13 protein-coding genes are annotated in these 12,278 nt (G+C 67.2%); 11 read left to right on the top strand and 2 right to left on the bottom strand.

From position 1 onward, the window contains the following. Positions 1-75 precede the first annotated feature (75 nt). The 7 genes from IGS68_RS18865 (at position 76) to IGS68_RS18835 (ending at position 5,411) form a co-directional block, all read left to right on the top strand. The gene (locus IGS68_RS18865; RefSeq protein WP_247880971.1) at positions 76-1,458 is read left to right on the top strand and encodes a methyl-accepting chemotaxis protein; all 1,383 of its coding nucleotides are present in this window, start codon (positions 76-78) and stop codon (positions 1,456-1,458) included. 218 nt (positions 1,459-1,676) lie between these two features. Continuing rightward, the gene (locus IGS68_RS18860) at positions 1,677-2,327 is read left to right on the top strand and encodes a helix-turn-helix domain-containing protein (RefSeq protein WP_201072560.1); all 651 of its coding nucleotides are present in this window, start codon (positions 1,677-1,679) and stop codon (positions 2,325-2,327) included. Between the two features lie 167 nt (positions 2,328-2,494). Further along, a complete protein-coding gene (locus IGS68_RS18855) occupies positions 2,495-3,418 on the top strand; it encodes a YqaJ viral recombinase family protein (protein ID WP_201072559.1) in 924 nt (307 codons plus the stop codon). A gap of 19 nt (positions 3,419-3,437) precedes the next feature. Beyond that, complete coding sequence (locus IGS68_RS18850) at positions 3,438-4,208, top strand: hypothetical protein (RefSeq protein WP_247880970.1); 771 nt, start codon at positions 3,438-3,440, stop codon at positions 4,206-4,208. Positions 4,209-4,240: 32 nt separating this feature from the next. Then, positions 4,241-4,642, top strand: a complete 402-nt coding sequence (gene ssb / locus IGS68_RS18845; RefSeq protein ID WP_201072556.1) for a single-stranded DNA-binding protein — start codon at positions 4,241-4,243, stop codon at positions 4,640-4,642. Positions 4,643-4,741: 99 nt separating this feature from the next. Continuing rightward, positions 4,742-5,080, top strand: a complete 339-nt coding sequence (locus IGS68_RS35630) for a hypothetical protein (protein WP_247880969.1) — start codon at positions 4,742-4,744, stop codon at positions 5,078-5,080. Between the two features lie 19 nt (positions 5,081-5,099). Further along, complete coding sequence (locus IGS68_RS18835) at positions 5,100-5,411, top strand: hypothetical protein (RefSeq protein ID WP_201072554.1); 312 nt, start codon at positions 5,100-5,102, stop codon at positions 5,409-5,411. Here IGS68_RS18835 and IGS68_RS18830 read toward each other — a convergent pair. Beyond that, positions 5,390-5,710 carry a hypothetical protein gene (locus IGS68_RS18830; protein ID WP_201072552.1) on the bottom strand — a complete coding sequence of 107 codons (321 nt, stop codon included), beginning with the start codon at positions 5,708-5,710 and terminating at the stop codon, positions 5,390-5,392. The two genes, IGS68_RS18835 and IGS68_RS18830, sit on opposite strands and share 22 nt — an antisense overlap. A gap of 245 nt (positions 5,711-5,955) precedes the next feature. Between IGS68_RS18830 and IGS68_RS18825 the strand changes: the two genes are divergently transcribed. From IGS68_RS18825 to IGS68_RS18815, 3 genes are read left to right on the top strand one after another with little or no spacing between them, the layout of a single operon-like run. Then, entirely contained in the window at positions 5,956-6,255 is a 300-nt protein-coding gene (locus IGS68_RS18825) for a hypothetical protein (RefSeq protein ID WP_201072550.1), read from the top strand. Between the two features lie 36 nt (positions 6,256-6,291). Next, positions 6,292-8,511: an SF1B family DNA helicase RecD2 gene (gene recD2 / locus IGS68_RS18820; RefSeq protein ID WP_201081494.1), complete on the top strand. Its 2,220-nt coding sequence runs from the start codon at positions 6,292-6,294 to the stop codon at positions 8,509-8,511. Positions 8,512-8,568: 57 nt separating this feature from the next. Beyond that, positions 8,569-9,618 carry a HEAT repeat domain-containing protein gene (locus IGS68_RS18815; protein ID WP_201072548.1) on the top strand — a complete coding sequence of 350 codons (1,050 nt, stop codon included), beginning with the start codon at positions 8,569-8,571 and terminating at the stop codon, positions 9,616-9,618. Positions 9,619-9,901: 283 nt separating this feature from the next. Here the strand turns inward: IGS68_RS18815 and IGS68_RS18810 are convergent, their stop codons facing one another. Beyond that, positions 9,902-10,768 (bottom strand): cell wall hydrolase, encoded by an 867-nt coding sequence (locus tag IGS68_RS18810; RefSeq protein ID WP_201072546.1) that lies wholly within the window; start codon positions 10,766-10,768, stop codon positions 9,902-9,904. 724 nt (positions 10,769-11,492) lie between these two features. Here IGS68_RS18810 and IGS68_RS18805 point away from each other — a divergent pair. Beyond that, complete coding sequence (locus IGS68_RS18805) at positions 11,493-12,173, top strand: LuxR C-terminal-related transcriptional regulator (protein ID WP_201072544.1); 681 nt, start codon at positions 11,493-11,495, stop codon at positions 12,171-12,173. Positions 12,174-12,278 lie beyond the last annotated feature (105 nt).

Raw genomic sequence — 12,278 nt, 5'->3', positions numbered from 1 at the left:
CGCCGAAGATTTCGAAATGGATATATTGCTGCCTGGAACAATCAAGAAATACGGGCTCGCCGGCTGATGGACACCATGATGAGCGAAAAGTCGTTCCTGATCGGCGCGGTCGCGCAGGAGGCGGGAACGCTTGGCATCGAGATCGCCGATGTGGCCGGCAGCGTGGAGGACGTCAGCTCGCGCATGACCAAGAAGGCGGCGGTCTTCGTGGATCTGCGCGACGCCGCGGCCGGCATGTCCGAAAGCAGCGCCCGCATCCAGTCCGCGGCAAAGGCCACCCGCTCCGTCGCCCGGGACGCCCTTTCCGAGGTCGAGGGATCGCGCGGCCGGCTGCGGGAATCCCTGGACGACATCGGCGCGCTGGTGGAGGGCGTCACCGGCATGGAGCGCCAGCTCGGCGGGCTGCGCGAGGCCCTGATCCGGATCGGCAAGGTGGCGCAGGAGATCAGCGCCATCGCCAAGCAGACCAACCTGCTGGCGCTGAACGCGACGATCGAGGCGGCGCGCGCGGGAGAGGCCGGCCGGGGCTTCGCCGTGGTCGCCGGGGAGGTCAAGGCGCTCGCGTCCAAGACGGGCGAGGCCACCGCCGACATCGACGCCACCCTGCGGTTCCTCAACGAACAGGCCCGCCTGCTGCTCGCCGAGAGTTCCGAGAGCATGGAGAAGGCGAAAGCCGTGGGTGCGGGCACCAAGGCGCTCGGCTCCATGATCGAAACCGTCGGTTCCGCGATGGTCCAGGTCGACCGCGAGACAACCCGGATCGACGACGCCGCCACCGGAATCCGCGAAAGCTCCCGCCGGGTCGAGGAGCAGATCGCAGACATGGCGGGCGACGTGGAGCTGTCGAGCGGTGACCTGAACGCGACCCGCGACCGGGTGATCCGGCTGCTGGGTGTCAGCGAGCGGCTGATCGGCATCACCGCCGAACTGGACGTGGAGACGGTCGACACCCCCTTCATCCGCCACGCGCGGAACGCCGCGGCGCGCATTTCGACGCTGTTCGAGGACGCCGTCCGCTCCGGGCGCCTGACCACCGACGACCTGTTCGACGAGAATTACCAGCCGATCCCGGGCACCAATCCCCAGCAGGTCCGAACCCGCTTCACGGACTTCACCGACCTCGTCCTGCCCGGGATCCAGGAGGCGATGCTGACCGCCGATCCCCGCATCGTGTTCTGCGTGACGGTCGACCGCAACGGCTACCTGCCGACCCACAATGCCAAGTTCTCCAAGCCGCACGGCTCCGATATCGCCTGGAACACCGCCAACGGCCGCAACCGGCGCATGTTCAACGACCGCGTCGGCCTCGCCGCCGGCCGCAACACGCGGCCTTTCCTGCTCCAGACCTACCGCCGGGACATGGGCGGCGGGCAGTATTGCCTGATGAAGGATGTCTCCGCTCCGGTCACCGTCCTGGGCCGGCACTGGGGCGGCTTGCGGCTGGCCTACACGGTCTGAGGCGGCCGGCACGGTGATTCGTCCGCGCCGGGCTCGCAAAGCACTGGAATCTAGGCTAGATTTCCTTTAGCTCTGGTCCTTGGTCCTATAACTGCCGCTGTATCATGCGAAAACGCAGGAATATACGCTGATTTCTTCCTCTTTCCAGGCGTCTCCTTGCGAATTTGCATGATTGTCATCATGGTGCCGCGGTTTTTCGCAGTCGGGGAAGTCGGCCAATGCAGCAGATCAGGGAGTCGCTCCACCGCTGGCTTCGGTCCGTGATGGATGAGCGGGGCTGGACGGCTGCCACCTGGGCCAAGCGCGCAGACGTGACCGCGACCAACCTGACCCGCTTCCTCAAGGATCCCGAGGGCGCCAGCCTGCCCAGCGCCGAGACCATCGGTCGGCTCGCCTTCGCCGCCGGGTCGGAGCCGCGCTTCCTGTCCAGCAACCAGCCCTCGACCTCCTCCTGCCGGGTACCCGTGCTCAGCCACGAGCAGATCCGGACCGTCATGGACCTGTCGCGCGCCGGGGCGGCGGAGTACTTGGCCGACGCCCTGCACCGGGGTGCTCCCTGCGTCCTGATGGACCGGCCGACCTCCCCCCGTGCCTTCGGGCTCCAGATCACCTCGCTGCACATGAACGCGGGCGGACTGCTTCCCCAGGACCAGATCGTGATCGAACCGGTCGACCATGTCCCGCCGCGCAAGGGCGACATGGTGATCACGATCGACGGCACGTCGCTGTGCGCCTACCGCTATTACCACCCCCAGCTCGTCCCGATCAGCACCGATCCCCATTGCTGCCCGATGGTCATCGACGGCGCCGAGATGGTCGGCGTCGCGATCCTGGTGGTACGCCCCCTGAGGGTCGAACTGATGAGTTGACCGGGCGCCGCCGGCCCCCCTGAGACCCTCCCTCGGGCCTGCGAGATTCCTCCCCGTAGTTCTCATTTTGTTCTTTGTTAAATGCGAAATCGCAGTTAACATTGGCGGAGCTATGCCCATATAGGGATGACCTAAATGCGAAGCTGCAGCGGGTCAGGGATCGATAGATGGCTTTGTCCAAGGATCAGGTAGAATTCCGGGCCCGCCGCCTGGGCTCCAGCGACGCGGTCCGCGTGATGGCGGGCCACTGGGTGGAGCTGTGGCGCGAGAAGACCGGCCGGGCAGCTCCGCCCCGGCTGGACTTCGTGCCCGCCGTCCAGATCGGGATCGCGACCGAGCCGCTGCACGCCCGCTTCTACACCTACCGCACCGGGATCGGGGCCTATCCGGCCGGCCACCGCACCCACGTGCATCCCGACCACGACCATATCGTCGCCAACCTGGACTTCCTGACCTGGAGCGTTCCGCCGGCCGATCCGACCATCGCTCCGGATACGATCCTGGAGGCCAAGTTCCATTCCGGCTTCAAGACCGACGAGGACCTGGCGGAACAGTATTACTGGCAGATGCAGCACCAGATGATGGTATCGGGCCTGGCCCGGTGCGTCCTCTCCGTCCTCCGTCCGTCCGGCTATTCCTTCCTGACGGTCGACCGGAACGAAGCGGACGCAGCCCTGCTGATGGAGACCATCCAGGCTTTCTGGTGGCACGTCGAGCACGACCTGGAGCCGGCCGACCCGATGCCGGTGGAAGCACCCGATTTCGACGACATGGGCGTGCTCGACATGTCCATGCACAACCGGTTCGTCGCGGTCGGCGACGTCCTGGTCAGCAACCACGACGGCGTCCAGGCCTACCGCGCGGCCGAGGCCGAGCTGAAGGCCCTGATGCCCGAGCAGGCCAAGGTCGCCTATGTCCCGGCCGCCGCCGAAGCCCGGGGCATCGTGATCAGCCGCTCGCGGGACGGCAGGCTGTCGATCCGTATCGGCGAGCTGCCGAGGAAGTACCGGGCCCGGGCGCGGACATGGCTGCCGGACCATGCGCCCGATTTCCTGCCCGATCTCATGAACGCCCGACTTGATGAACGATGAGCGTTGGAGAAACCGACCCATGCCACGAGCAAGGAGGCCGGCCGACGGGCCGGAGACGGAGACCATGACCGCCGAGACGCCGCGCGACGACATCATGCGCGACAACCTTGAATTCTGGAACGCGCTGAAGCGCACGGACCCCAAGGCGACCAAGCCTTTCCAGCGCGCCGGCGGCTTCCGCGGCACCCAGATCGACCCGGCCTGGCGGCTCCAGATGATGACCGAGGTGTTCGGCCCGGTCGGCAAGGGCTGGGGCTACGAGCAGCTGGAATGGACCATCGCCGAGCGTATGGTCTTCATCTGCTGCCGCGTCTGGTATGTCGACCCGGAGACGGGCGAGAAGCACTTCACCGGCCCGCAATGGGGCGGCACCGAGATGGTCCGGCGCAACCGCGACGGGACGGAGCGCCCGGACGACGAGTGCTTCAAGATGTCGATGACCGACGCCATCGGCAAATGCATGCTCCAGATCGGCTTGGCCGCGGACATCTATCTCGGCCAGTTCGACGACAGCAAGTACCGCGAGGAGTCCGAGACCATCTATGCCGTCAAGGCCAACCCGGACCTACAGCCCGCCGGCATCGCCAAGCTCGAGGCGGAGATCCGGGACAAGCTGGCGGAGGTCGAGGACCTCGAGTCCCTGGACGACCTGTGGCGCAGCGGGATCAATGCCCGCATCCGCGAGATCGGCGCGGTCGACAAGGCGGCGCAGAACCGCATGATCACCTGCTTCTCGCAGAAGAAGAACGAAATCCTGAAACGAGAGGAGAGCGACCGCGAGGCGGCGTGACGCCGCGCTCCCGGTCCCCGGAGAGGCAAGCCATGTATCAACGTTTCATCGCCGTCGGCCGCCTGGGCCGCGATCCCGAGATCACCACGACGGCCGGCGGCGCCCGCATGGCGAGCTTCAGCCTGGCCACCAGCGAGGTCGCCAAGGGCGAGGAGCGGGCGGAGTGGCACCGCTGCGTCGTCTGGGACGAGAAGCTGGTCGACGTGATCGCCCGGCGCGCCCGCAAGGGCACCCTGGTGGCCCTGGAAGGCCAAGTCCGGACCCGCCGCTGGAACAGCAAGGACGGACGCGAGAACCATACGACCGAGGTCGTGCTGGACCGCTTCACCAGCCGGTTCCAGATCCTGTCCGGCGCCAAGCCGCAGGACGACGTGGTCGAGGCGAACCAGCCGGTGTTCGACAAGAGATTCGCCTTCGATGAGTTGCCATTTTGATGACTGCGATATCGCAATTTTCGGCGGCGACACCATCTATAATCGGCTGCGCAAGCGCAGTTCCCCGCTAGGGGAAGCCGCACCGGAGTATCCTCCGCCATGACGATGATAGCTTCTTCCAACAAGATCGACTCCACCCCCGGCGAGCTGTTCCGCTCCCCCAGCGGGCTGCTGACCCGCACCGCCTGGGAAGACGAGCTGGAAAGCACGTTCGACCAGATGCCGCGCTGGTACCGTTCCGCTGCGGAGCGGGACCGCCGGTTCGCGCGCTGGGTCCATGCCGAGGCAAAGGGCCTCGCCTGCCATCTCGACCGCCTGCTGCGCCCGGACACCAAGCCCGCGCTGGCGCGCCATCTCAGGGCGGTCTCCGATGCCCTGTGGGCCGATGCCGAATGGGCGCGCCACAGGATCGACGGCAGCATGGACGAGGCGGCGTAAGATGCGAAGGAAGTCTGAAATGACCATCGAGCAATTGCAGAAGCGCCTGCGCGAGGCCCATGCCCGCATCGGCTTCGAGGGCCGCTTCGCCTTCACCATCGGCCAGCAGGACGGTCCGCAGGCCGGCTGCTACGTCACGCACTGGTTCCGACCCACGCCCTACGCCTTCGAGGACTGCAAGTCGGTCGGGGCCGGCACGGTCGCGGACTGCATCGCGGCGCTGGACCGCTATGTCGCGGACTATCCCAGGCCCATGACCAACGAGGAAGTCGGCATGACTCTGGGCATCATCCCGCCCCACGAGGAGCGTTACAAGGTCGCGGCGGAATGACCGCCGCCCTCGTGACGGTACCGGCCGGGCCGGGCCGGCCTCAGCCCCTCGTAGCGTGACGCGTACTTGCCCACGTAACCCTTCATGCAGGCGCGGTGGAACCGCTGCGACTGGGTCTTCCAGTCGTCGCCGGACCGGACCCAGCTGACATAGGTCGTGCCGGTCCTCCGGTCGGTCCGCAGGTAGCGGCCCATTCCCTTGTCGCCCGCCACCCACTGGCCCGGCTGCAGATGCAGGGCTCCGGCGGACAGCATCAGGGAAACCTGCGGCGTCAGGTCGATGGTCGGTAGGTATCTCATCTCTCGTGCCTCTCCTGGAAACGTCCACGGAACAGGCATGCCCAAGGCCGACGGCACCGGCTTTCAGCCAGGCGGTCGGAACGGAAACGGCAGCTTTCGGGGACCGCTTATATGTGGTGTTTCTTGAACATCTTTCAAGAACCGTTGCTAGAACAAAACATGAACTTGCAAAGTGGCCGAAGAGCCTCTTCGAGATCTTGGAACAGGAAAAAATGGCAGTTTCAAAGAACCGTATATCGGACACAGTGACCGCCCGAGTGGAGCACGCCCTCAACCTGACGCGAGGCCGCCTGAAGCTTTGGCTGGTCTTCGAGGATGACGCCGCCGTGGCGGAGGCCCGCTCCCTGATACAGCTCAAGAAGGCCCGCAACCTGCTGGCGCTCTCCCGCTCGGACCTGGAGTACCGCCACGAGAAGGCGGTCCGCCAGATCCTGGAACGCTACGCCGGCCACACGCCCCCTCCGGTCGAAACGGTGGAGGAGCCGAAGCCGGCCTCCCGCCGCCGTGCCGCCTCCCGGCAGCCCGCCGAAGCGGTTTCCGGATAAGGCCCGTCGGGTTAGACTGAGGAACCAGCGGTGGCAATGACAGCGGTCCAGCACAGGGTGGAACAGCCCAACAGGCCGGCATCGCCCGCGCCGGACCGGGAAGTCCTTGCCGGTCTGGTCGAGCGGGTTACCTTCCACAATGCGGAGAACGGCTTCTGCGTTCTCCGCATCAAGGCGCGCGGCCATCGCGACCTGATCACCGTCGTCGGCCATGCCGCCTCGATCTCGGCAGGCGAATTCGTCCAGGCCAGCGGAGCCTGGCACAACGACCGCACCCACGGCCTCCAGTTCAAGGCCGGGTTCCTGCGCACGACCATGCCGACCACCGTGGAAGGGATCGAGAAGTATCTCGGCTCCGGCATGATCCGCGGCATCGGCCCGGTCTATGCCAAGAAGCTGGTGCGGGCCTTCGGCGCGGACGTGTTCGACGTGATCGAGCAGCAGGCGGACCGGCTGCGCGAGGTGGCCGGGATCGGGCCGGTGCGGGCCAAGCGGATCATCGCCGGCTGGGCCGACCAGAAGGTGATCCGCGAGATCATGCTGTTCCTGCATTCCCACGGCGTCGGCACCTCGCGGTCGGTCCGCATCTTCAAGACCTACGGGCCGGACGCGATCCAGCTCATCTCGGAGAATCCCTACCGCCTCGCCCGCGACATCCGCGGCATCGGCTTCGTCACGGCGGACGCCATCGCGGCCCGCCTCGGCATCGAGAAGACCGCCATGGTCAGGGCGCGGGCCGGCATCGCCTATGCCCTGGCCGAGGCCATGGACGAGGGGCATTGCGGCCTGCCGCGCGGCGACCTGCTGGCGCTCGCGGAAAAGCTGCTCGACATACCGTCGCCGCTGATCGAAGAGGCCATCGACCTCGAACTGGCCGACGGCACCGTCGTGGCGGACCGGCTCGACGGGTTCGAAGCCGTGTTCCTGGCGGGCCTCTACCGCTCCGAACGCAACATCGCCACCCGCCTGCTGGGCCTCGCCGCCGGACGCCCGCCCTGGGGCGCGATCGACGCCGCCACCGCGATTCCCTGGGTCGAGCAGCGCACCGGTCTCACCTTGGCGGAGAGCCAGCGCGCCGCGGTCCGGCTCGCGGTCTCGTCCAAGCTGCTGGTGGTCACCGGCGGTCCCGGGGTCGGCAAGACCACGCTGGTCAACTCGATCCTGAAGATCCTCGCGGTCAAGGGCCTCGCCATAGCGCTCGCCGCCCCCACGGGCCGGGCGGCCAAGCGCCTGTCCGAGAGCACGGGGATGGAGGCCAAGACCATCCACCGCCTGCTGGAGACCGATCCCGCCGCCGGCGGCTTCAAGCGGACCGAAACGAATCCGCTGGAGTGCGAGCTGCTGGTGGTGGACGAGACCTCCATGGTCGACGTGCCCCTGATGAACGCCCTGCTACGCGCCGTGCCCGACGGCGCCGCCGTGCTGCTGGTCGGAGACGTCGACCAGCTTCCCTCCGTAGGGCCGGGGCAGGTGCTGGCCGACGTGATCAATTCCGGCGCGGTAGCGGTGGTCCGGCTGACCGAGGTGTTCCGCCAGGCCGCCGAGAGCCGGATCATCGTCAACGCCCATCGGGTGAACCAGGGCCTGATGCCGGAGCCCCACGCCGGCGAGGGCCTGACCGACTTCTATTTCGTGGACGCCGCCGACCCGGAGGACGGGGTGCGCAAGGTGCTCCACATGGTCAAGCACCGCATCCCCGAACGCTTCGGCCTCGACCCCGTGCGCGACATCCAGGTGCTGTGCCCGATGAATCGGGGCGGGCTAGGCGCCCGGTCGCTCAACATCGAGCTTCAGAAGGTGCTGAACCCCCCGCGCGATCCCCGCGTCGAACGGTTCGGCTGGACCTTCTGCGAGGGCGACAAGGTGATGCAGATCGAGAACGACTACGACAAGGAGGTCTATAACGGCGACCTGGGCGTGGTCGCCCGCATCGATCCCGACGACAACTCCCTGCTGATCGAGTTCGACGGGCGCGAGGTCGCCTACGACGCCGGCGAGCTGGACCAAGTGGTGCTGGCCTATGCCACCACGATCCACAAATCCCAGGGATCGGAATACCCGGCGGTGATCCTGCCGGTGACCACCCAGCACTACGCGATGCTCCAGCGCAACCTTGTCTATACCGGCATCACGCGCGGCAAGCGCCTGGTCGTCATCGTCGGCCAGCGGAAGGCCATGGCGATCGCCGTCAAGGGCCAGCAAAGCCGCCGCCGCTGGTCGAAGCTGCGGGACTGGCTGAGCGGCGGCGCGGGTTAACGCGCCGTAGGGCATCATTGACAATGCCGCCCCGGGCTGCTTCCTATCGCGGAGGCTGTGAAACGAATCTCCAAACCCAGGGCCGGCCGGTTGAAGAAGCGCGTCGATACCGGCCAGGGCGATCTTTTCGCGCAAGGGCAGGGGACTCCGGTTTCCGCCGATCCGCCGCCCGTCCCGGCGGCGGAAACGCCGCCCCCGCGCCCCATCGGGGATTGGCCGACGGGTCATCTGCTGGACGCCCTGAACCTTCATCTCCACGCCGAGCCGCCCGCGCATCCGTCCCTCATCGCCACCATCGACGAACTGGCGAAGCGCCGCGAACCCGAAGCCGCCCGGCACCTGATCACGACCTGCCGCCGCTTCGCCGCCTTCGACCAGCAGCAGCCGGCCCCGGAGGTCGTGGCCGCCCTCGACGCCCTTGCCCGGATCGGCCCGCCCTCGGCCGCCGTCCCGCTGATCGACCTGATCCGGCGCGGTCTGTTCGGTCCGGCCTCGACCGCCGCGGCGCTGGACTGCTTCGGCGCCTTGCGCTGCCGTCCCGCCGCCGACCTGATCCGGCCGAACCTTGAGCACCCGCATCCCCGGGTGCGCCAGTCCGCCTGCGGCCTCGCCGCCGCCCTGGACCGCCGCGACGATGCATCGCTCCTGGCACCCCTGCTGAACGACCCGGACCGGGGCGTCGCCAAGGCCGCCCGGCTGGCGCTGGGCGAACTGGGTCACGCCCCGGCGCGGGAACCGCTCGAGGAGCTTCTCGACCGCGCCACGCCGATCGATATCCCGCGGGTCGCCCGCGCCCTGGTCGCCGTCGCCGACGACGACACGCCGGTCAAGCTGGCCCGCGCCGCCGACCGCTGCGACGAGGAGGGGCGGTGCGCCATCGTCGCGGCCTTGGGCGCCATGGAGCAGCCCGGCGCCGTCACGCAGCTGATCCGCCTGTCCCGCGACACCCGCCCGGCGGTCCGCCTCGCCGTGATCGAGGCGCTGTCGAACCATGAGGACAAGCGCATCCCGGCGGCGCTGGGAACCCTGTCGCACGACGCCGATCCGGCCGTCCGCGACGCCGCCGAAGCGGCGCTGCGCTCGTTCGACGCTTCGCCCGACTGGTAAAAAAGAGGGCGACGAATGATTTCTCAGGTAAAGGCGTAGGAAAAAACCGCCGGGTCACCAGGACCCGGCGAGTCGAACAGGGAGGCTTCACGTCATGAGGACGTTGCGTCAAGACTGATCCCGGCCACCGGCTGGGGCTGCAGTGAATGCCGAGAAGCGGCAGTCACATTTACAGCATAAACCCTGTTCTCCAATGGGCAAGAATACTTTGGATCAGTGCCCGAACGCACATGATCTTTACCCGCTTATGCTCTGGGTTCCACGGTCCGGCGACGCGGCGGCGTCACGGCTTTCGAGGACGTTCGCGATCCCCTGGCACGCGGCGGGCCCCCGAACGGACGCGGCGGTCGGCGGCGGTGCCGGCGAGATGGCTCCAACTCCAGGGCTGGGGTTTAGGATGGCGGTTGCCTTGCCGGTGCGGACCGTGGGCTTCCGTCCGCTCCGAGTCGAGCGCCAGCGCCGCCTCCACGGTGACCGCAGGCAGAACGGGGAGCGCGCCGGGGCGATCGACGCGAATGGTTTCCTCCGCCGTTGCGGCCGTCGCGGCGGGGCTCGAGTCGCCGGCTTTTCCATCCTCTTCGGCCGACGCCACGACGGGAACCGGGAGGGCGACCGGACGCGGGGCGTTCCGGCGCGGGCCGGCGGCTCCGCTTGCCGGGGCGCTCCTGCCGCGCCGTTCCGAGAAGAAAACGTGGCCGTCGATGCGATGGCTGACCGTCATGGAGGCGGTCCAGACCGGCATGCGGCGCAGCCGTTTGGGTGCGACATAGTGTGTCGCCCCGCGGCTATAGTCGGGGGCCAGGCCGACCAGCGACAGCACGGCGACCTCCGCCGCGCGCTGCCATGCGGTGCGGTCGTCGATCACGGTCGGCCGCGACATCGGGCGGGAGATGGTCCAGGAGAACTGCTTGCTCTGATAGACCACGCCGCAGATGCCGTCCGGCCAGCGCTTCTCCCGCACCCGGTTGAGGGTCACGGAGGCGACCGCGTACTGGCCGCGCGAGCTTTCGCCGCGCGCTTCGAAATAGATGTTCCGGGCCAGGCACAGCGCATCGTTCCGGTCGACCGCCGCGGCCTGGGGGTGCCATGAGGCGATTGCCGAGATCATCTGGATCACGGTGAGCAGGGGTGTCCACTCGGGTATCGGCATCGCCTCGCCTCCGGCTGGGTTGACCGTCGGGACGGCGCGAGATCCATCGCGCGTTCCTGGGCAACCGGGTCGTCAACCGTGTCCAGAACAGCGATGCGGGCGGCCTTGTTCCTCTATCACAAGGGGTGCGACGATTCGCGGGCCGGGCGGCGGAACCGCCGGGGGCCGTGGATTCCTTTGATATGCACGGCGGTTCAAGCTATCATAAATTTTCCATAAGTCACAGCGTGTCACAACTTCCACACCCTGGAGGTCACGATGAAAACCGACAAAAATCGCACCCGGGATGGGCTTTCGCCAGTCTATTTGATGGCTGGTACGGTTACCGCGATTTTGGTGTTCATGCTGCTGTCGGTTGGCATGGGCTGAATCGGAGCCTTCCGAAGCCCCGCCGTACCCATCTGGAAGGCACCCGTTCGAGACGACCGCATGCTGCGGCCGCCAGGCCGTTCGGCCTGCCCAGCGCTGCCTTGGTGTTAGTTCGGAGCCAAGTCATAGGCCCGGCGGATTAGGTACTGCGGACCGGTTCTATCCGATAAATCGGTTAAAAAGCCGTTAAACAAATGTTGACCGCAACAGGGACTGCAAGCATTATGCGCTCAAGAGAGGTAGTGACCCCTCGGAGTGAGCGGATCCGAATGCCTCCAAAGGCCGCCTTAGGAACTTTCTTGTGGCAGCCGGCAAGCTGACGCCAAACCAATGCGCTGAATTGAGGGAATTCGAGATGACCGAACACGACACCATTCTGATCGAGCCGAACCGTTTGTTCCGCGAGGGTATCAAGCATCTCCTGGCAGGTAGCCCCTTTCGTCTCGTGAGCGAGTACGCCTCGATCGAGCAGGCCGTGGCCGGCGAGGCCCCCGCGGCCAAGCTGGTGATCGTGGACTACCCCGTCGATGCCGACGAGACCCTGTCCGACCTGCGTGCCGGCTTCCCGGACACGCGCATCGTCGTCCTTGCGTCCGAACTGTCCGCCGACCGCCTCAAGGCCGCCATGGGCGCCGGGGCCGACGGCTACCTGCTGAAGGACGTGTCGCCGGAAGCGCTGATCCAGTCGCTCCAGCTCGTCCTGATCGGGGAGAAGGTGTTCCCGACCAACCTCGCCAGCCTGCTGCTGAGCCAGATCGCCCCGCAGGCACCGCAGGGCTCCTGGCGCGGGCTTTCCGGCCGCGAGCGGGAGATCCTCCAGCACCTGGTGATGGGCGCCAGCAACAAGCTGATCGCCAACAAGCTCGGCATCACGGAAGCGACGGTCAAGGTCCACCTGAAGACGCTGCTGCGCAAGATCGACGTCAACAACCGCACCCAAGCCGCGATCTGGGCGATGAACAACGGCATCACGCCGGACCAGTCCATGTCTGGCGACGTCCCGGCCACGCGCCGTCTTCAGGCCGTTCCGGCCTGACCGGACCCACCCTCGGTTCGGCCTCGGCCGTCTCGTTCCCCATCGGCTCGCCCCGGCCGGCTCGGCCCCGACCCCGTCGGGTCCGGCCGGTCCGGGGCCGTCTTC

The sequence above is a fragment of the Skermanella sp. TT6 genome (assembly GCF_016653635.2).
Classification (GTDB): domain Bacteria; phylum Pseudomonadota; class Alphaproteobacteria; order Azospirillales; family Azospirillaceae; genus Skermanella; species Skermanella cutis.
The sequence above is the reverse complement of the archived record's forward strand: the minus strand, read 5'-3'. Positions and strand labels throughout refer to the sequence as shown.